At 60.4% G+C, this 19,427-nt stretch carries 15 protein-coding genes; 12 read left to right on the top strand and 3 right to left on the bottom strand.

Going from position 1 to position 19,427, the window contains the following annotated elements; genetic code table 11:
• The first annotated feature begins 79 nt into the window (after positions 1 to 79).
• Genes FQ185_RS08360 through FQ185_RS08340 form a run of 5 tightly spaced genes read left to right on the top strand, consistent with a single transcriptional unit; the run spans position 80 to position 6,248 of the window.
• Positions 80 to 2,317 carry a CoA transferase gene (locus tag FQ185_RS08360; protein WP_057005029.1) on the top strand — a complete coding sequence of 746 codons (2,238 nt, stop codon included), beginning with the start codon at positions 80 to 82 and terminating at the stop codon, positions 2,315 to 2,317.
• A 50-nt stretch (positions 2,318 to 2,367) separates the two neighbouring features.
• Entirely contained in the window at positions 2,368 to 3,105 is a 738-nt protein-coding gene (locus FQ185_RS08355) for an SDR family NAD(P)-dependent oxidoreductase (RefSeq protein WP_126588867.1), read from the top strand.
• 24 nt (positions 3,106 to 3,129) lie between these two features.
• Positions 3,130 to 4,425, top strand: a complete 1,296-nt coding sequence (locus FQ185_RS08350; protein WP_057005031.1) for an acyl-CoA dehydrogenase family protein — start codon at positions 3,130 to 3,132, stop codon at positions 4,423 to 4,425.
• Positions 4,422 to 5,474 carry a phosphotransferase family protein gene (locus tag FQ185_RS08345; protein ID WP_126588868.1) on the top strand — a complete coding sequence of 351 codons (1,053 nt, stop codon included), beginning with the start codon at positions 4,422 to 4,424 and terminating at the stop codon, positions 5,472 to 5,474. The genes FQ185_RS08350 and FQ185_RS08345 overlap by 4 nt, the downstream gene beginning before the upstream one ends.
• A gap of 18 nt (positions 5,475 to 5,492) precedes the next feature.
• Positions 5,493 to 6,248, top strand: a complete 756-nt coding sequence (locus FQ185_RS08340; RefSeq protein ID WP_126588869.1) for an SDR family NAD(P)-dependent oxidoreductase — start codon at positions 5,493 to 5,495, stop codon at positions 6,246 to 6,248.
• Between the two features lie 28 nt (positions 6,249 to 6,276).
• Here the strand turns inward: FQ185_RS08340 and folE are convergent, their stop codons facing one another.
• The 3 genes from folE to FQ185_RS08325 all read right to left on the bottom strand — a co-directional run bounded on the left by folE (position 6,277) and on the right by FQ185_RS08325 (position 11,127).
• A complete protein-coding gene (folE, locus tag FQ185_RS08335) occupies positions 6,277 to 6,834 on the bottom strand; it encodes a GTP cyclohydrolase I FolE (protein WP_057005034.1) in 558 nt (185 codons plus the stop codon).
• A gap of 84 nt (positions 6,835 to 6,918) precedes the next feature.
• On the bottom strand, positions 6,919 to 10,482 hold the full coding sequence (locus FQ185_RS08330) for an indolepyruvate ferredoxin oxidoreductase family protein (protein WP_057005035.1): 3,564 nt from the start codon (positions 10,480 to 10,482) through the stop codon (positions 6,919 to 6,921).
• Positions 10,483 to 10,677: 195 nt separating this feature from the next.
• On the bottom strand, positions 10,678 to 11,127 hold the full coding sequence (locus tag FQ185_RS08325) for a hypothetical protein (protein WP_082643857.1): 450 nt from the start codon (positions 11,125 to 11,127) through the stop codon (positions 10,678 to 10,680).
• A gap of 229 nt (positions 11,128 to 11,356) precedes the next feature.
• Between FQ185_RS08325 and FQ185_RS08320 the strand changes: the two genes are divergently transcribed.
• The 7 genes from FQ185_RS08320 (at position 11,357) to FQ185_RS08290 (ending at position 19,355) form a co-directional block, all read left to right on the top strand.
• Positions 11,357 to 13,027, top strand: coding sequence for a DUF1302 domain-containing protein (locus FQ185_RS08320; protein WP_090234955.1), 1,671 nt, complete (start codon positions 11,357 to 11,359; stop codon positions 13,025 to 13,027).
• 66 nt (positions 13,028 to 13,093) lie between these two features.
• On the top strand, positions 13,094 to 14,446 hold the full coding sequence (locus FQ185_RS08315) for a DUF1329 domain-containing protein (RefSeq protein ID WP_057005036.1): 1,353 nt from the start codon (positions 13,094 to 13,096) through the stop codon (positions 14,444 to 14,446).
• A gap of 64 nt (positions 14,447 to 14,510) precedes the next feature.
• A complete protein-coding gene (locus FQ185_RS08310) occupies positions 14,511 to 15,329 on the top strand; it encodes an SDR family NAD(P)-dependent oxidoreductase (protein WP_020300832.1) in 819 nt (272 codons plus the stop codon).
• Between the two features lie 33 nt (positions 15,330 to 15,362).
• Complete coding sequence (locus FQ185_RS08305) at positions 15,363 to 15,812, top strand: nuclear transport factor 2 family protein (RefSeq protein WP_020300831.1); 450 nt, start codon at positions 15,363 to 15,365, stop codon at positions 15,810 to 15,812.
• A 38-nt stretch (positions 15,813 to 15,850) separates the two neighbouring features.
• Positions 15,851 to 17,215: a phosphotransferase family protein gene (locus FQ185_RS08300; RefSeq protein ID WP_020300830.1), complete on the top strand. Its 1,365-nt coding sequence runs from the start codon at positions 15,851 to 15,853 to the stop codon at positions 17,213 to 17,215.
• Between the two features lie 59 nt (positions 17,216 to 17,274).
• Positions 17,275 to 18,096 carry an SDR family oxidoreductase gene (locus FQ185_RS08295; protein WP_149417028.1) on the top strand — a complete coding sequence of 274 codons (822 nt, stop codon included), beginning with the start codon at positions 17,275 to 17,277 and terminating at the stop codon, positions 18,094 to 18,096.
• 11 nt (positions 18,097 to 18,107) lie between these two features.
• The gene (locus tag FQ185_RS08290; RefSeq protein ID WP_020300828.1) at positions 18,108 to 19,355 is read left to right on the top strand and encodes an MFS transporter; all 1,248 of its coding nucleotides are present in this window, start codon (positions 18,108 to 18,110) and stop codon (positions 19,353 to 19,355) included.
• The last annotated feature ends 72 nt before the right edge of the window (positions 19,356 to 19,427 follow it).

The following is a 19,427-nucleotide window of genomic DNA, read 5'->3' as shown; positions in this document are numbered from 1 at the left end:
CGATCGCTTAGGGTAACGCCATGGATTCGTTCTGCAGCTCTGCTGCAAAACGCTAAGCGCAGAAGAAGACAGGTGCTGAATGAGCCAGGCAATCCTCGAAGGAATTCGCGTCATCAGTCTGTGTTCCGGCATTGCCGGATCTGCCGCTGGCATGCATCTTTGCGAAGCGGGTGCCGAAGTGGTGATGATCGAGCCACCCGCCAACCGTGCCAGAGAGAAACAGGCGCTGTTTGCTGTGCTTAACCGTGGCAAACGAAGTGTCATCCTCTGCCTGGAAAATGCCGCAGATCGCCAGCAACTGAACTCGTTGCTAGCCAGCGCCGATGTGCTGCTGCATGACTTCACCCCCGCGGTAGCGCAGGCCCATGGTCTGGCAGACGCGCAGCTCACTGCAGACTTCCCTCGATTGGTTATCTCAGCGATCAGCGGCTGGCCCCATCGGCATGCACTGGCGAATTCCATTCCCCGGGAAACGCTTATCCTGGCGCGCCTGGGCCTGTTGGACGAACAGCCGGCGCATCGCCCCGGCCCGGTGTTCGTACGCATGCCATTTGCCAATTGGCTGGCCAGCTGGCTGTGTGTGGTCGGGGTGATGGCGCGGTTACTGGCGCGCGACCGTGACGGCTGCGGCGGCATCGCTCATACGAGTTTGGCTCAGGCAGCCTTGGTGCCAATGACCATGCATTGGAACCGCGCACAAACACCGACCCCGGCCTTTGCCAAAGGTCTGGATAAACACATTCCAATTCCATTGCACCAGTGCGCTGATGGCCGCTGGTTGCATGTGCATTATTCGCCGGACAAATCCCCTTGGATGGCCGCGGCACTCAGTGAGTTCGGCGAAACCGAAGTGGCTCGCTTGAACGCGCTGTGGCCATCGAGCCATGTGGCGCCAAACTTCGGCGCCAACAAGGCGATCATTGCCACACGGTCGGCACAGGAATGGGTCGAGCATTTCTGGCAGCACGACGTTGCTGCGCAAATTGCCGCTCCATTTGGCGATATCTACTTCGACGAACAAGCACGCCTGAATGGCTATGTGGTTGAAGTCGACGATGTGCAGTTGGGCAAAACACTGCAACCAGGCCCTGCCTGGCAGGTGCAGCCACCCGCACGAGTTGGCGGTAGCGCACCTCTGGCAGGTGAGGGGAACGCCGGACTGTCTGGCGCCGATGCTGTGATCCCTTCGCAACTGCCCAGGTCGAGTCCGGCGCCCTTGCCTCCGCTGCACGGTCTGAAAGTACTGGATCTGGGCGCCTATCTGGCCGGGCCGTTTGCCTGCATGTTGCTGGCGGACCTGGGGGCAGAAGTCATTAAAATCGAGGCGCCCAAGGGCGATGCCATGCGCCGCCTGGAGCGGATTTTCAGCGGTACCCAGCGTGGCAAATTGGGCGTCGCGTTGCAGTTGGGCGATCGGCAGACCGAGCCCGCCGTAGAGGCGTTGGCACGTTGGGCCGATGTGGTACACCACAACATGCGGCTTCCCGCCGCACGCAAGCTCAAGGTCGACTACGAGAGCCTCAAAGCGCTCAACCCGCAGCTGGTGTATTGCCATGTCAGTGCCTACGGACCGACCGGACCGCGCACGGATTGGCCGGGCTTTGACCAACTGATGCAGGCCTCTTGCGGCTGGGAAGTCGAGCAGGGCGGTGAGGGCCAGGCGCCCATGTGGCTGCGCTTCGGCGTGGGTGATTTTTTTGCCGGTCTGTCCTCGCTCTACGCCTTGCTCCTGGGGTTGTATGAGCGCAACCGCAGTGGCGTCGGACAAATGGTCAGCTCGTCATTGCTGGGCGCCACGATGCTGTCGATGAGCGAAGCGGTGGTGCTGGAAGACGGCAGCCTCACACCAATCGATCATTTGGACGCGCAACAGACCGGTCTGAGTGATGCCCATCGTTTGTATCGGTGTAGCGATTCCTGGCTGGTGGTGGCAGCGCTGCAACCGGATGAGGTGCAACGTTTCGAGAGGCTGGTGGATGATCAGCCCGAAACCTGGTTTGCCGATCAGACCCGGCAAGCGGCGCTCGCCTCATTGGTCGCAGCGCAGGTTCCTGCACAGGCAGTGCTGGAAGCGCAGATGGATGCCTTTCTCGACAGCCCCGAACACGCCGAAGCGGGTCTGCACGCTCATTACTCACATGCTGTTTACGGTGACCTGCAACAGATCGGCGCGTTCTGGGACTTCGGCAACTTGCCGTTATCGCTGCAGCGTCCGCCACCCGCCCTCGGCCAACATACCCGGCAAGTTCTGGAAGGCCTCGGCTTTACCGGCAGCGAGCTCGAACGATTGGCCTCGGTTGGCCTGGTGGCGCTGTAACGGTGGGCCTATTGCCCGACAGGATTTTTCGACAAGCACAAGGAATACCCATGTACGAGTTGGATTTCAGCGGTAAAACCGTGCTGGTAGTTGGCGGGTCCAGTGGCATCGGCAATGGCATTGCGCAGAACTTTCGCCAGCGCGGTGCCGAGGTGCATGTCTGGGGTACGCGTGCCTCGGCGGCGGCCTATAACGACTCACCTGACTCTAATCTTGAAGGCCTGCATTACGCCCAGGTAGACGTCGCGGATGCGGCATTGATCGAAGGGGTCTGTGTGCCATTCACCCGCCTGGATGTGTTGGTGCAGGCACAAGGCACGGTGCTCTACGACCGTCAGGAATTTCTCACCGAGGGTTTCAAGCGAGTACTCGACGTCAACCTCACCAGCCTGATGGTGTGCGCGCAGAAATTTCACCCACTGCTGATGCAGGCCAAGGGTTCGATGATCACTGTCAGCTCCGCTGCCGCCTTCCACTCCACGCGTGGCAACCCGGCCTACAACGCCTCGAAAACCGGTGCTTTCGGACTGACTCGCACCCTGGCCGAAGCCTGGGCACGTGACGGCATCCGGGTGAATGGCATTGCCCCCGGTTTGGTGGAAACCAAGCTGACGCGGGTGACCACCAGCAACCCCAAGCGCCTCGAAGGCGCATTGCGCGCCATTCCTCAAGGGCGCTTGGGCACGCCCCAGGACATGGCCAACGTGGCCCTGTTCCTTGCCTCGCCGCTGGCCAGCTATGTGCTCGGCCAAACCCTGTTGGTCGACGGCGGCATGCTGCTGGCCTGATCGCTATTTGCTAGGAGACACACCATGGCCTGGGACTTTCAGACCGACCCCGAGATACAGGCGGAACTGGATTGGATCGAGCAGTTTGTACGGGAGGAAGTCGAGCCCCTCGATCATGTGCTGGGCAGCCCGTGGAATATCCACGATCCGTTGTTCAAGCAACTGGTCAAACCGCTGCAAGCGCAGGTGAAGGCTCGCAAGTTGTGGGCGTGTCACCTGGGCCCGGAACTGGGCGGGGCAGGGTATGGCCAGGTGCGCCTGGCATTGATCAATGAAATTCTCGGCCGCTCGCTGTTCGGCCCGATTGTGTTTGGCTGCCAGGCCCCCGATTCAGGCAACGGGGAAATCCTCGCCCATTACGGCACCCCGGCGCAGAAGCAGCGCTACCTGCAACCGTTGCTCGATGGCGATATCGTGTCCTGCTTCGCCATGACCGAGCCGCAAGGTGGCGCGGATCCTGCCGTGTTCACCACCGAAGCGGTGCGCGATGGCGATGACTGGCTGCTGAACGGCGAAAAATGGTTCGCCTCCAATGCCCGCTACGCAGCGTTCTATATCGTGATGGCGGTCACTGATAAAAGCGTATCGGTGTATGAAGGCATGTCGATGTTCATCGTCGCCGCTGACGCGCCCGGGGTGAGCATTATCCGTAACGTCGGTATCGCCGATGACCCCGCCGCCACCCATGCTTACCTGTCATTCGACAAGGTGCGAGTGCCTGCGGGCGACATGCTCGGTGCGCCCGGCCAGGCATTTGTCGTGGCTCAGGTGCGGCTCGGTGGTGGCCGCGTGCACCATGCCATGCGGGTGATCGGCCAGGCGCAAAAAGCCCTTGATGCACTCTGTGAACGATCCCTGTCGCGTAGTACCCAGGGCAGCCGCCTGGCGGACAAGCAGATGGTCCAGGAAAAAATTGCCGATTCGTGGATCGAACTGGAGCAGTTTCGCTTGCTGGTGATGCGTACGGCGTGGCGCATCGATCAGTATCAGGACTACAAGCGGGTGCGCAAGGACATCGCTGCGGTGAAAGCCGCCATGCCCAAGGTGTTGCATGACATCGCCGCGCGCGCCCTGCATGTACATGGCTCGTTAGGGGTATGCGAAGAAATGCCGTTTACCGGGTACATCGTCCGCTCCTTCCAGATGGGGCTGGCCGACGGGCCCACCGAAGTGCACAAAGTCACGGTGGCCAAACAGCTGCTGCGCGACTATCAGCCCTGCGACGAGTTGTTCCCCGATTACCATCGGCCCACCGCCGCGGCCCGCGCCCGGGAAAAATACGCCGGCGTGCTGGCCAGTCTCGGCGAGCGCGACGTATGAACGATTGGCAGGATCTGGTCGACCTCGAGCGCCTGGCCGACTGGATGGACACCCAAGACCTGGAAAGTGGCCCGATCAAGGCTGCGGTACGTTTAGCCGGCGGCACGCAGAATCTGCTGCTGCGCTTTCGGCGAGGCGTGCGTGAATTCGTGTTGCGCCGGCCTTCCCTGGAACTGCGCGAAGTCGGCGGTAAAACCATCGTCCGTGAAGCGCGCCTGCTCAAGGTATTGGCCGGATCGCAAGTGCCCCATGCCGGTTTGATCGCCGACTGTACTGACCAGGCCGTTCTGGGCTCCAGTTTTTATTTAATGGAACCAGTGCAGGGCTTCAACCCCAATAGCGCCGCAGGATTGCCAGCACCCCATGCTGAACGGCCGGCGCTGCGCAGGCGCATGGGCTTTGCCATGGTGGATGCGCTATTGCGTCTGGGCGACATTGACTACCAGGCGGTGGGGCTGGCGGACTTTGGCCGCCCGGACGGTTTTCATCAGCGTCAGGTCTCACGCTGGCTGGCACACTTGGACAGCGTCAAAGACTACCCCGGTTGGCCGGGGGCGAGCAGCCTGCCGGGACTTGCACGTTTGGCCAATTGGCTGAGCGATCATTGCCCGCAGCAGTTTGAGGCCGGTATTCAACATGGCGACTTTCACCTGTCCAACGTCATGTTCCGGCATGACTGCGGGGAGTTGGCCGCGGTCGTCGATTGGGAGCTGGCGACCATCGGTGATCCGTTGCTCGACCTTGCCTGGCTGGTGGTCACCTGGCCCTGTGCCGACGGTCGTGGTGCCGGCACCATCGAAGTGCATCCCTGGGACGGCTTTTGCAGCAGCGACGAACTGGTCGCCCATTACCACGCCGGCAGCTCGCGCTCGTTGGCGGACTTCACCTGGTACCTGGTGTTGGCGGGTTTCAAACTCGGCATCTTTCTCGAAGTCAGTTACGCCCGTGCGTGTGCGGGTAAAGCCTCGATGGTCACGGGTGAAAAACACCACGCCTCAGCGTTGCATCTATTCGCTACGGCGTTGCAGCGCATCGATCAAACCGCCTGATAACCAGAGGGAAAGCCCATGCAACTGGCCGGTAAACGAATCATCGTCACGGGAGGCGCCAGGGGTATCGGCGCGGCAGTGGTCAAAGCATTTGTGGAGGAGGGAGCCTATGTCGTCAGCCTCGACCTGGGCGAAGCCGCCTTGATGACGGGGGACGGTGGCGGGTGGGCGCATACACGAGTCTGCGATATCGCTGACAGCCAATCCGTGGATGCCGCTTTCGCCTGGGCCAACGAACGGCTCAATGGTCTGGATGTGCTGGTACATGCTGCGGGTATCGCGCCGAATGCCAGTGCCGACAGCATCACGCTGGACGAGTGGGAAAAAGTCTTTGCGGTGAATACCCGTGGCACATTCCTGACCAACCGCGCGGCCTATGAGCTGCTGAAGGGCAGCGGTGGGCGGATCATCAACTTCGCCTCTGCGGCAGGCGTCATCGGACAGCCCGGCAAAGCCCATTACGCGGCCAGCAAGGGGGCGGTGCTGGCGTGGACGCGCACGGTGGCGCGGGAATGGGGCCCCTTGGGCATTACCGTCAACGCTATCGCCCCGGCGATGTGGACGCCGATGTACGAGGCGACTCGCGCGAGCATGAGCACCGAGCAATTGCAGCAGCACGATGCCTACATGACAAGGCAAGTGCCCATCGGCGGACAGCTGGGTGAACCGGCCCGGGATCTGGCGCCTGTGCTGGTATTTCTTGCCGGAGACGGTTCGCGATTTGTCACCGGGCAAACGTTGATGATTGATGGCGGCATGCTGATGCTCAGTTGAGTTGAAGGTGGGGCGCCTGGCGCCTCTCCTAGCGACCGCGGATCAACTGCAAAAACTCCTGGCGGGTGTTGTACGACTCGCGGAACGCGCCGAGCATTACCGAGGTGCTCATCACCGAGTTCTGCTTCTCCACACCGCGCATCATCATGCACATGTGTTTTGCCTCGATCACTACCGCCACTCCGGCGGCATCGGTCACTAGGGAAATCGCGTCGGCAATCTGCCGTGTCAGGTTTTCCTGAATCTGCAAACGGCGAGCGAACATATCGACAATGCGGGCCACTTTCGACAGCCCCAGCACCTTACCAGTGGGAATATAGGCGACATGGGCCTTGCCAATAAACGGCAGGAGGTGGTGTTCGCAGAGTGAGTACAGTTCGATGTCACGGACGATGACCATCTCATCGTTGTCCGATTCAAACAACGCGCCGTTGACGATCTGTTCGAGGCTTTGCTGATAGCCATGACACAGGTACTGCATGGCTTTCGCCGCGCGTTTTGGCGTGTCCAGCAAGCCTTCTCGCTCTGGATCTTCGCCCACTCCGTGAAGAATCTCCCGGTAGTTTCTGGCCAGCTCTTCGTTCATGGGTCGACCTTATTGTTTTAGCCAACTTCCCGGGCGGCATCGCATGCAACCCGGGTCCTGGCACCTGGCCCAGGGCCGGGATATTTACAGTTGAGTGATGGCGATTTTGCCGGTGACCTGGCTGGCATCGTGAAACGTGACACTCGGACCATTACGCCATTGCTCAAGCAATTGCGCCTGGCGCTTTTCGGCGTGGCCGAGGAAACGCTCTTTCACCGGACCATAACCGCGAACGCTGTCTGGCAACTCCGCCAACTCCTGAGCAAGGCTCAGCTTGTCGGCCGTCAAGCCAGTGAGTACTTCATCGAGGACGCGTTCGTAACTGGCCAGCCAGTTGCGTTCCACCTTGCGTTCATGGGTACGACCGAACGGATCAAGCCAGGTATTACGCAGGAACTTGAGCCTGGCCAGCAGCTTGAAGCCTTGCAGCATCCACGGGCCGAAGCTGCGTTTTTTCGGTTCGCGACCGGAGCCGTTATCGTTCAGCAGCGGTGGTGCCAGGTGGAAGCGCAGGCGGTAGTCGCCCTCGAAGCCGGCCTGGATTTTTTCCAGGAATTGTCCATCGGTAAACAGGCGCGCCACTTCGTATTCATCCTTGATCGCCAGCACTTTGAAGTAATATCGGGCGACACTCGCCGACAGCTTGCCGGGTTGTCCGAACAGTGCGGTTTCCGCCTTGATGAATTGCTCGACACGAAACCGGTAGCGTTGGGCATAGGCGTAGTTCTGGTACGCAGTGAGAAACTCCATGCGCCGTGCCAGCGTTTCTTCCAGGCTTTGCGACAGTAAGCGGTCCGGGCTTTGCACCTTGCCGGCTTCCAGTTTGCGTAAAACCCGTGGCAAGTCATGGGCGCTGCACCGGCCCCAGTCAAAGGCCGAGAGGTTGAAGGGCACCGCGGTGCCGTTCAGTTCGATGGCCTGTAGCAGCGCCGCTTTACCCACCGGCAACCAGCCTTTCTGGTAGGCATAGCCGAGCATGAAGGTGTTCGTGGCTATCGAATCACCCAACAACGCCGTGGCAATTTTGCTGGCGTCGACAAAGTCCGCCTGGTCGGAGCCCACTGCTTCGACAATTTGTGCCGACATGCTCTGGGTCTGGAATTTCGGGTCCGGGTGTTTGAGCAAATCACCACTTTCCGCTTGCTGGGCGAAGGTGCGCACAAAAGCGCTGGTAATGCTTTCCTCGCTGTTGACCACGGCATGGGTGACGCCGTGACGCAGCTTGGACAAGGTTTCGGTGTTGGCACTGACCACCAGGTCGCAACCCAGCAGCAAGCCCGCTTCACCCTCGGCAATCCGCGGTGCAAACAATTGTTCCTGGTGCGCGGCGATGCGGATGTGCGACCACACCGCGCCGCCTTTTTGCGCCATGCCGGCCATGTCCAGATTGAGCGTGCCTTTACCTTCGATGAACGCCGCCATCCCCAGCAGGGCACCGATGGTCACCACGCCCGTACCGCCCACGCCAGTGATCAGGATGCTGTAAGGCTCATCCAGCGCGACGGTCGCGGGCGTCGGCAAATCCCACACGTCATCCTTCGCGGCCGCCAAGGCCTTGGGTTTGCGCAAGGTGCCACCTTCGACCGTGACAAAACTCGGGCAAAAACCGTTGAGACACGTGAAGTCTTTGTTGCAAGAGGACTGGTCGATTTCACGCTTGCGGCCGAACTCGGTTTCCACCGCCACCACCGACATACAGTTGGATTTGCTGCTGCAATCGCCACAGCCTTCACACACTGCTTCATTGATTACGACACGGCGTGCCGGATCCGGAAACTTGCCGCGCTTGCGACGCCGACGCTTTTCCGCAGCGCAGGTCTGGTCATAGATGATTGCGGATACGCCCTGGAACTGGCGCAGCTGTTCCTGCACTTCGTCCATCTGGTCGCGACGCAGCACCGGCACGCCGTCTGCCAGATCATGGATGTGCTGATACTTCTCGACATCTTCGCTGACCACCACCACACGCTGCACGCCTTCTGCAACGAGTTGCCGGCTGATTTGCGCCACGCTGAGGCTGCCGTCCACTGGTTGGCCGCCGGTCATGGCCACGGCGTCGTTGTAGAGAATCTTGTAGGTGATCTGCACCTTGGCCGCGATGGCAGCCCGAATCGCGAGAATGCCGGAGTGGAAATAGGTTCCGTCACCGAGGTTGGCGAACACATGTTGAGTAGTGGTAAACGGTGCCTGGCCGATCCACGCCACGCCTTCGCCCCCCATCTGACTGAACGTCTGGGTCTGCGGGTAGATCCAGGCGGCCATGTAATGGCAGCCGATGCCGGCCAATGCGCGACTGCCCTGCGGGACTTTGGTCGAGGTGTTGTGCGGGCAACCGGAACAGTAGTGGGGCACGCGTTCCATCAGGTTACTGAACTGGTCTTTGCTCGCCAATTGCGCATCCAGCACCGCCAGGCGCACTTGCAGCGGGCCACTTTGATGCAGGCGCAAAATGCGTTTGGCCAGCGCCCGGGCGATCATAGCCGGGGTCAGGTCGTTGATGGCGGGTAGCAACCAACCCGTGTGCGGCAGGCTCCACTCACCCTTGTCGTCAAACTTGCCGACGATGCGCGGGCGCACATCCTCGCGCCAGTTGTAGAGTTCTTCCTTCAACTGGTACTCGATCATGTGGCGTTTTTCTTCCACCACCACGATTTCTTCCAGGCCCTCGGCGAACTGCCGGACGCCTTCAGCCTCCAGCGGCCAAACCATGCCGACCTTGTAGACCCGCAGGCCAATCTGCTGGGCGAGTGTTTCGTCGATGCCGAGGATTTTCAGTGCCTGGCAAACGTCGAGGTACGATTTGCCTGACGTGATGATGCCGATGCGCGCTTTCGCTGAGTCCATCACGACACGGTCGAGGCGGTTGGCCCGTGCATAGGCGAGGGCAGCATATAGCTTGTGTTCCAGCAGGCGCTGTTCCTGTGCCAGGGGCGGGTCCGGCCAACGGATATTCAAGCCACCTTCGGGCAGCGGGATATCGGGAATGATCGGTTGTACGCGATGAATGTCGATGTCGACGACGGCCGCGCTCTCTACGGTATCGGCCACCGCTTTGAGGGCGACCCAGCAGCCGGAATAGCGCGACATGGCCCAGCCATGCATGCCGTAGTCGAGGTATTCCTGCACCCCCGATGGCGCCAGCACCGGCATCATCACCGCTTTGAAAATGTGTTCGGTCTGGTGCGGTAGCGAGGAGGAGCGTGCGCCATGGTCGTCGCCGGCAATGGCCAGCACGCCGCCAAATTTCGAGGTGCCGGCGGCGTTGGCGTGGCGGAACACATCGCCGCAGCGATCGACGCCCGGACCCTTGCCGTACCACATGCCAAACACGCCATCGTAGGTGGCGCCTTCGAAGAGATTGACCTGTTGCGTACCCCAGATTGAGGTAGCAGCGAGGTCTTCGTTCATGCCTGGATGGAACACCGTGTGGTGTTCCTTGAGGTAGTCGCGCGCCTTCCACAATGCCTGGTCGAAACCACCCAGCGGCGAGCCACGGTACCCGGAAATAAAACCGGCGGTATTCAAGCCATTGGCCAGATCGCGTTGGCGCTGCATCAGCGGCAGACGCACCAGCGCCTGAATCCCGGTGAGCAAAACTTTTCCAGTGTGCTGGACGTACTTGTCATCCAGAGACGGGGGCGCACTCATGTTCATCCTCCAGGCTTTATTGTCATGGCGGCGCCAGGAGAGCGGCGTTGCCTAGTTATTGGCTGGAGTCTAGGGAGCAGTTTTGCCATCGTAAAATCACAAAAACAATGGGGCGGTATCGGATATTCAAATACCGCAACGCACACTGTTCTTCACGCTGTTGTAGATAAAGCCGGTTATCGGTCTGGTGTCATTTCACCTTGTTTCGGGCTTGATATCCCCACAGAAAATATCCACGTTGCCATCGGCCGGAGTGGTCCTTATTACTAAGTAATATCCACCAGAAAGCAGCTCTGCCAGCGTCACTGGCGCACTTCGTGAATAGGTCCAGCCGCGCGTTGCAGAAATGCGATTGGTGTTGATCCGGTCATTCATTGCATAGGCGACAGTCCCGGGGCGCTCGCAGCTGCCTTTGTTGATAAAGGTGTAGAGATTCAAGGGCCGAAGGGTGCCGCTTGGAACTCCACTGACGACAAAGGAAAACGCTGTCTCATTGCCCTGAACGGCCAGCGTTGCATTGGCGATCTGACCGCCGTTGCGTGGTGTAGCGTTCAAGGGAACAGTCACTGTCTGGCTTGATGAAGTCGTACAGCCGACGATCATCGCAGCGGCTAGGAGTGTCGCTGTCCGGGTTCCCGATTTCATGGTCACCTCCTGTACTCAAAAAGTACGATCCAGGACCTTTGAGTATAGGTCGGGAGTATTTGACCAATACCAAAATGCATTTCAGCAATACTCCCAATCGTTGTCTCGAACCTCCCCGTCCCGTCTACTTCAGTCCATACCGAAAGCCCACAGACGAGCGCTCATTGGCGCGGTCCAGACGGCCCAACGCTTCGGCTGCCAACAACAATAAAAAGTAATGGGAGTGTTGATGATCGACGCAAAGCTAAAGCCGTTAAGCCTGGCTGTCTGGTTCAGCGTGACCGGGTGTGCCTTGACTGTTGGCGCTGTGCAGGCCGCCGAGTTTGATACCGGCAATCCGGACTGGACCGCGCGCTGGGACAACACCGTACGTTACAACCTGGGCATACGGGCCGAGGGGCGCGACTCCGCGTTGGCCAATAACGCCAGCTACGACGAGTCCGACGCCAAGTTTGATCGGGGCGATGTGGTGACCAATCGTGTCGATTTGATGAGCGAAATGGAGGTCGCGTACAAGCAGTACAACGGCTTTCGCATCAGCGGCGCTGGCTGGTACGACCAGGCATATGAAAACACTGATGTCGAAACCAGCCCCGGCAATGTTTACTACCCAGGTGCGTTCCCCGGTACCAGCACGCCGAGCTACAACAACGGTAAATACTCCAGCTTCACCAAACGCTATCACCGTGGCCCTAGCGGCGAGTTGCTGGACGCCTTTGCGTTTACCCGCTTCGACCTGGGTGAGATTCCGGTCAGCGTGCGTGCCGGCCGGCATACCGTGTACTGGGGCAACGGCCTGCTGATTGCCGGGCATGCGGTGTCCTACTCGCAAGCACCGTTGGATGGGCGCAAGGCGGTGAGCAACCCTGGTACCGAGACCCGTGAAATCTTCCTGCCGCTGACGCAGATTTCAACCCAGGCTCAGGTCACCGACAAGTTGTCGCTGGCAGCGCAATACTTCTTCGAATGGGACACCACGCGCGCGCCTGAAGGCGGTACCTATCTGGCCTCCGCCGACGTCGCCCTGGAAGGGCCGGACCGTTTGCCATTGTTCAGCGGTGTTTCGCGGCCGTTGATTGATCCGGTCAAACCCAAGGACAGGGGCAACTGGGGCGTGATGGGCACCTACAGCTTCGACTTCCTGCATTCGGAGGTCAGCGCGTTCTATCGCGAGTTCGATGACTACAACCCGTGGGGCCTGCAAGTAGCGCCGACCTTCGCCCGTTACGTGTACGCCGAGAACGTCAAGCTCTATGGCCTGGGTTACTCCGCAGGTCCGGTATTGGGCGGAGGTTCCCTCGGCGTCGACCTGTCGTATCGCCAGAACACCTCGCTGGTCTCCAGCAACATCAGCACTGCCGACAATCAGGGCGCTCGCGGTGACACGTGGCACATGGTGGTCAACGGCCTGTGGTTGCTGCCGCGCACCGATTACTTCGACACCGGCAGCCTGATCACCGAAATGGCGTTCAGTCATGTGCAACGGGTGACCAAGCACGAGGAACTGTTCAAAGGAGAAGGCTATGGCGGCTGCCCGGCGGGGCAGGACAAGCATTACGGCTGCGCTACCAAGAACTATGTCGGCCTGGCCGTTAGCTTTGCGCCGCAATGGCTTGGGGTGTTCCCTGGCTGGAATATTTCCACGCCCATGAGTGTGGATTACGGCGTCAACGGCAATGCCGCCACGGGCGGTGGCAACGAAGGCAAATACACCTGGAAAGCAGGTGTGAAGGGCACCTACGACGAGCGCGTCGACGTGACTCTGTCGTACATCGGCTACGGCAGCGAACGCAAATATGCAGACGTTGCCGGCGTCGGAAAAACCGTCGTCGGGGGCACCGGCGACGTCGGCCTGACCGACCGCAACTGGGTCTCGCTGACCCTCAGCACTGCGTTCTGAGCCGCGCCTGAACTGCAATGCAGTGATCACCGGACTCGGCGATCACCCATCTGAATGGAGAACGTTATGACGGTTAATGCATATGCGATGGGCCTTGTGGCCATTGCTTTGGCGGGGGCGGCTGTGGCCGATGAGGGCGCTACCACCGCCGACCTGGGCGGTAAGCTCACGAGCTTTGGCGCGATTGTGGCGGGTAACGCGGCAGGCACTATTCCGCCCTACGACGGTGGCCTGAAAGTGCCCGCAGGGCTGGTGCCCGGCGACGGCAACTGGCCCAACCCGTTTGCCAATGAAAAACCCCGCTTGCGCATTACGGCGGCTAACGCCGACCAGTACGCCGACCAATTGGCGGCCGGGCAGCTGCAACTGCTCAAGCAGAACCCCGACACTTATTATCTTGAGGTGTACCCCACCCACAGGACGGCAACCTTTCCGGCGAATTTCCTGGCAGCCACCCAGCGCAACGCCAGCCGCAAGGACTGCAAAACCGAGAACGACGGGCTGTCGATCAGCGAAGGGTGCCGGGGCGGCCTGCCATTCCCGCTGCCGCGAGATGGCCGGGAATTGATGTGGAACTACATCCTCAACTATCAGGGCGTGAATGGCTGGGACTGGAACCACAGTGCCTACGTGGTTAATGAAGGCCACGCGACGCTAACCAACACCAATCGGTCCACCGGCGAAAAACCCTTCTACCAGATGGATGTTCCCGGGCGTGATCCGAAAATCGCCCAGCGTATCTGGTCGCGCATCGTCGCGCCGGCCCGTACGGCCGGCCAGGCATCCGGGTATTGGGATTATCTCGACCCGGTCGCCGACTCCCGCTACGCCTGGAGCTACAGCACCGGCCAGCGCCGCGTGCGCAAGGCTCCGGAATTCAACTACGACACCCCCAACTCGGCGTTCGGCGGGGTGGCGTTCTACGACGAAATCTTCCTGTTCTCCGGAAAGATGGACCGTTTCGACTGGAAGCTGGTGGGTAAAAAGGAAATGTTCATCCCCTACAGCAACTACACGCTGAAATGGGGTTGCGACATGGACAAGAAACTCATGCCCAAACACATCAATCCCGCGTGTGAACGCTGGGAACTGCACCGTGTCTGGGTGGTGGAAGCGACCCGCAAGGACGGCGTCCGCCACGCGCAGAAAAAACGCCGCTACTACATCGACGAGGACACCTTTGGTGCTGCGGTCTACGACGCCTGGGACGACAGCGGCGCGCTGTTCCGTACCGGCTCGCAATACAACATCGAGGCGTATGGCATTCCCAATAACCCGCAACAGGATTCCTACTCGTTGTACGACTTCACCCGTGACCAGTACGGCATGTTCGGCAACGGCCCGACGCGCTACCGCCAGGAACCGGTCGCCGAGCGTGAAGCCAATCCGCAGACCATTGCCGGTGGCCAGACCCGCTGACCTCATGCTCCTTTTCGGCGCTTGTCACAGGCGCCGATTTTTTTATCCGTCCCGAGACCCTTTTATGAGCGAGATTGTGCAACGTTTAGACGGCAAGGTCTGCGTCATCACAGGCGCCGGCAGTGGCATCGGCCGCGCCTCGGCACTGCGTTTTGCCCGGGAGGGCGCCACGGTAGTGGTCACCGACCTTTTCGCCGAATCGGCGCAGGCCGTGGCAGCTGAAATAGGTGCCAAGGCAATGGCCATGCAAGTGGATGTTGGTGAGGAAGGCGCCTTGCGGGAGATGGTCGAGCAGACTGTCGAGACCTTCGGTCGTATCGACGTGTTGTTCAATAACGCCGTGTACAGAAACCCGGCCACCACCCGCGATATCGACTTCATCAACTTCAACACCGAGCTGTTCCACAACTGCATGCGGGTCAACGTGTTGGGTGGCGTGTTGGCGTGCAAATACGCCTTGCCGCACATGCTCGCCCAGGGCAGCGGTTCGATTCTGTTCACCTCGTCCACCAGCTCGATTGCCGGCGAAATTTCTCAGTTCAGCTACGGCGCCTCCAAGGCCGCGCTCAACTGGTACGTGCAAAGCATTGCCGCCACCTTTGGCAAACGCGGCATTCGTTGCAACGGCATCCTGCCGGGAGTGATTCGCACGCCAGCCATGGAAAGTTGGGCCAACGAGGCGATGAAGTCGGCCTTTCTCGACCTGCAAAACGTACCGCAACTGGGCGAGCCGGAAGACATCGCCGCCATGGCCGCTTTCCTCGCCAGCGACGACGCCGCCTATGTCAACGGGACGCTGATGCGCGTGGACGGCGGTATGAGTTGCGGCACACCGATGGTGCCGGTGGTGCGCAACTTCCTGCTGCCTCAAACCTCGGTCTGATCCCGATCCATTCACTGCACTGGAGCCCGTTTCATGGCACTCGAACAGGAACGCTTCATCCTCGACATGCTGGCCGCCTGGGGCGATGGCAGCGACGGCAGCCGCCCCGATATCGAACGCATCATGGCCACCTTCGCCGACGACGCCGTCTGGCAACTGTGGGTGCCCGGTGGTCCCGTGATCCGGGGGCGCGATGCGTTACGCCGGGAGATAGAGCGACAGATGAGTTATGTCACGCATAACCGTTGCACCACGCGCCACATCGTCTCTTCGGAGCGCGTGGTGATGACCGAACGCGACGATTACTGCGTCAGCAACGGCGTCCCCATGCCGCACTCGATGGTGGCGGTGTATGAGCTGGACGAACACGGACTGATCTGTGCCTGGCGCGAGTACCTGGACACCGCCGACCTGGCGAAGAAAAAGGGCGTGCCGCTGGAGCAGGTAGGCGGGCCGAACGCTGGTAGCACCAGCACCCATTGAGAGCGGCGCTGGACATCAGCGCCTGAGGAAGACCCCGTATGCCAACAACAATAAATACGACTGTTGATCCGGTCGAAGAAAAGCTGCGCACCTTTGTCGAAGGGCTGCTGGGCGGAAACATCACGGCCATGCAACGCCTGCTGCGCTGGCGTCCGGCGTGGAACCTTGAACTGCAACGCGATGGCGAAACCCTTCAATTGCATATTCGTGGCGAGCGAGGTGGTGATGTCAGCCCATTCCCGGATCTGCGCCGGGAGGCGGATATTCTCACCTTGCTCGGCCAGCAAGGTGTGCCGGTGCCGCGTATCTACGGCTTCTGCGAAGACCCGCAAGCCATCGTGATGGAGTTAGTGCCGGGCAGTCGTGATATCAGCACGGCGATCAGTGATGCCGAGCGCCATGCTGTCGCACGCCAGTGGGTCGACGCCATGGCGCGCATGCACCAATTGCCGTTGCAACCCTTCATTGAGCAGGGCATTCACCTGCCGACCAGTGCCGAGGACATTACCCTCGCAGGTCTGGAAGCTTACTACCCGCTGTATGCACGCAATAAAACCAGGCCTCAGCCGCTGGTTGAATTCGCCCTCGGCTGGTTGCGCCGCAATGTGCCGCAGCACCGTATCCGGCCTGCTTTCGTGCAGTACGATTCAGGGCAATATCTGTTCGAGAGCGGACAGGTACAGGGTCTCTACGATTTCGAATTTGCCATGATCGGCGATCCCTTGGCCGACCTGGCGTCGGCGCGCATGCGTGACAATTACGAGCCGCTCGGGGACAGCTTCGCCGCCCTGTATCGCTACTACCAGCAAGTAACCGGCGAACCGGCGGAGCCCGATGTGGTGCGTTACCACACGGCACTGTTTGCCACCGTCAGCACGATGCAGTTCTCGGCGTCGGTGGCCACGCCACAACCGGGCGACCCACATGACACCTACACCGAGTTTGACATCGCCCTGCGCCGGGTGGTGGTGCATGCGCTGGCCGAAGCCATGGGTGTGCCTCTGCAAACGCCGAAACTGGACATGGTCAGCAGCGGCCCGAATGCCCAGTTGCTGACCATGCTCGCCGATGCCCTGGCGCAGGTGGAAGTCGGCAGTGACTTCCAGAAAACCAAGCTGCGCGCCGTGAGCAAACTGGTGGAGTACCTGGGCCGTGGCGATGCCATGGAATTGCACTTGCGCGAGCTGGAACAACAGGAGGCGCAAGTCCTGCTGGACCGCACCTTCAGTGACTACAGCGAGATTGATGCAGCGCTGGAAGCCTTTGTCAAAAGCGCCGGGCCTGAATACGACGGGCCTTTGCTGCGCCTGTTCATGGCGCACATCGAGCGGCGCGTCCTGGTCTACGGCAGCACCGCCATTGGCGCCTCCGCCCGCCACATCGACCTGCCACCCGTGGCCTGACAGGGTGAAACCTTTCTCGCCCGGTGGCTGGTCGCCGGGCCTTCGTATTCGGAGTGTTTATGTCTGTTCCTGATAATGCCTTCCTGCATCGGTATGGTCCGTGGGCGGTGATTGCCGGTGCCTCCCATGGTGTGGGCGCGGCGTTTGCCCGTGCCCTCGCCGAGCGTAGCCTCAACTGCGTCCTGGTGGCGCGCCGTGGCGACGCCCTGGCGCAATTGAAAGGCGAATTGGAGCAACGTTACGCCATCGAAGTGCTGGTGGTAATCCAGGACCTTTCTCAGCCCGATGCCTGTGAGCGATTGCTCGCGGCTGTCGGTGAACGTCAAGTTGGTCTGTTTATCTACAACGCGGGTGGCGATCCCTACATCACGCGCTTCCTCGATACCTCGACCGAGGACTGGGGCGCGTTGCTGCGCCTCAATTGCTTGACCGTGATGCAATGCAGCCATGCCTTTGGTGCCGCGATGCTGGAGCGCGGGCAGGGCGGCTTGCTGTTGGTGGGTTCCCAGGCTGCATTGGGGGGTATTCGCAAACTGGCGATGTACACCGCCACCAAAGGGTTTGCGCTGAACCTCGGCGAATCGTTATGGGCGGAGTGGAAAGACTGTGGCGTCGACGTGCTCAATTTGGTCATCGGCACTGTCGACACACCCACCATGCGCGATGCCATGGTCAAACTGAACATTGCCGACGCCCTGACCATGACCTTGCCCAAAGCAGATGACTTGGCGCTTCTGGCGCTTGAGCAACTGGGTAATGGCCCGACGCTGATTCACCCCGAAGACACCCTTGTTCAGGTCGAGACCGCACCTGGCCCGGCACGTCGTGCCCAGGTACTGAGCAAGAGCGCGCAAGCGGCTGTGTTTATTGGCAACGACTGAGGTCACACACCATGAAAGGCTTTGATAACGCAGAATTCAAACGCGGCTGGCGGGTGCTGATTCTGGCGCTGGTGGGCGTTGCCACCAGTTCCAGTTCGTTGCTGCTGTACAGCTTCAGCTCCATGGTGATTCCGCTGGAACAGGCCATGGGCTGGGGCAGGGCGGAGTTGCAGGCGGCGATCACCGCGTTATCGCTGGGCACCATCGTCGCGTCGCAATTGGCCGGCTGGCTCAACTCGCGCTACGGCTTGCGCCGGGTCACGTTGCTGTCGCTGCTCGCGTTGTCCCTGAGTGTCTTCACCCTGACCTGTATCAATGGCTCGATCTGGACCCTCTACCTTGGCTTTTTCCTGGTGCCGCTAGCCGGGCTGGGTACGTTGCAGGTGACCTGGTCGCACCTGGTGAACTTGTGGTTCGAGGAAAACCGTGGTCTGGCGCTGGCGATCATCCTCAGTGGCTCCGGACTGGCGGCCATCATGCTTCCGCTGATCACCGCCTGGGCGATCAGCCGGTGGAATTGGCAGGCGGGATTCCTCGCGCTGGGTGTATTGCCGGTGCTGCTGGCGTTGCCCTTGGCCTTACGCTGGTTGTTGCCGACCACCAATGTCAGCCACAACTCGACGCAACTCCCCGCCACCAGCGAACAAACCGGCGGTCTACTGCTGCGCGAGGCGATGCGCTCCTGGCGTTTCTGGGTGTGCAACCTGTCGATGACGTTGGTGGTGTCGTGCGTGGTGGGCATGGTCACCAACATTGTGCCGTTGCTGCAGGACCGTGGCCTGAGCGCCCTGCAGGCCAGTCAGATTTTCGCCAGCTTCGGCGTGTCGCTGATCCTTGGCCGACTATTGGTGGGCTACCTGATTGACCGGTTGTGGGCGCCCGGTGTTGCCTCTGTCGCGCTGCTGATGCCGGCATTTGCCTGCGGCATTTTTGCCTATGGGGATTCCAGTATTGCGATGTACACCCTCGCCACGTTGCTGGTCGGCGTGGGTGCCGGTGCCGAGTTCGATATCGCTGCTTTCCTGATCGCCCGTTACTTCGGCATGCGCGACTACGGCCGCTTGTTTGGCGCGCACCTGGGCTTGATTACCGCAGGTGCGGCGATCTCGCCGTTACTGTTCGCCGGGTTGTTCAAGCTCACCGGTGGCTACTCGGCCATGCTGCTGTTCAGTTTTATCTGCTTTGTCGTCGGCCCATTGCTGCTGCTGACATTGGGTGGGTATCCGCGATATCAGTCCGAGCCATTAGTTGCCAGTTAGAGAAGCTGCCGAAGTAAATATAGACAAATAACAGAATAATGTTCAATTATTGCCTCGAGTGCAGCCTGACAA

The sequence above is a fragment of the Pseudomonas sp. ANT_H12B genome, from assembly GCF_008369325.1.
GTDB lineage: Bacteria > Pseudomonadota > Gammaproteobacteria > Pseudomonadales > Pseudomonadaceae > Aquipseudomonas.
Note: the sequence above shows the minus strand (reverse complement) of the source record. Positions and strands in the feature narration are given on the sequence as shown.

Bases quoted from the DNA above. Each gene is read 5' to 3' on its own strand.
- FQ185_RS08355 (WP_126588867.1), top strand. From the start codon at position 2,368: ATGTACGAGTTGGATTTCAGCGGTAAAACCGTGCTGGTAGTTGGCGGG.
- FQ185_RS08345 (WP_126588868.1), top strand. From the start codon at position 4,422: ATGAACGATTGGCAGGATCTGGTCGACCTCGAGCGCCTGGCCGACTGG.
- FQ185_RS08310 (WP_020300832.1), top strand. From the start codon at position 14,511: ATGAGCGAGATTGTGCAACGTTTAGACGGCAAGGTCTGCGTCATCACA.
- FQ185_RS08315 (WP_057005036.1), top strand. From the start codon at position 13,094: ATGACGGTTAATGCATATGCGATGGGCCTTGTGGCCATTGCTTTGGCG.
- FQ185_RS08340 (WP_126588869.1), top strand. From the start codon at position 5,493: ATGCAACTGGCCGGTAAACGAATCATCGTCACGGGAGGCGCCAGGGGT.
- FQ185_RS08350 (WP_057005031.1), top strand. From the start codon at position 3,130: ATGGCCTGGGACTTTCAGACCGACCCCGAGATACAGGCGGAACTGGAT.
- FQ185_RS08325 (WP_082643857.1), bottom strand. From the start codon at position 11,127: ATGAAATCGGGAACCCGGACAGCGACACTCCTAGCCGCTGCGATGATC.
- FQ185_RS08330 (WP_057005035.1), bottom strand. From the start codon at position 10,482: ATGAGTGCGCCCCCGTCTCTGGATGACAAGTACGTCCAGCACACTGGA.
- FQ185_RS08305 (WP_020300831.1), top strand. From the start codon at position 15,363: ATGGCACTCGAACAGGAACGCTTCATCCTCGACATGCTGGCCGCCTGG.
- FQ185_RS08300 (WP_020300830.1), top strand. From the start codon at position 15,851: ATGCCAACAACAATAAATACGACTGTTGATCCGGTCGAAGAAAAGCTG.
- folE (WP_057005034.1), bottom strand. From the start codon at position 6,834: ATGAACGAAGAGCTGGCCAGAAACTACCGGGAGATTCTTCACGGAGTG.
- FQ185_RS08290 (WP_020300828.1), top strand. From the start codon at position 18,108: ATGAAAGGCTTTGATAACGCAGAATTCAAACGCGGCTGGCGGGTGCTG.
- FQ185_RS08360 (WP_057005029.1), top strand. From the start codon at position 80: ATGAGCCAGGCAATCCTCGAAGGAATTCGCGTCATCAGTCTGTGTTCC.
- FQ185_RS08295 (WP_149417028.1), top strand. From the start codon at position 17,275: ATGTCTGTTCCTGATAATGCCTTCCTGCATCGGTATGGTCCGTGGGCG.
- FQ185_RS08320 (WP_090234955.1), top strand. From the start codon at position 11,357: ATGATCGACGCAAAGCTAAAGCCGTTAAGCCTGGCTGTCTGGTTCAGC.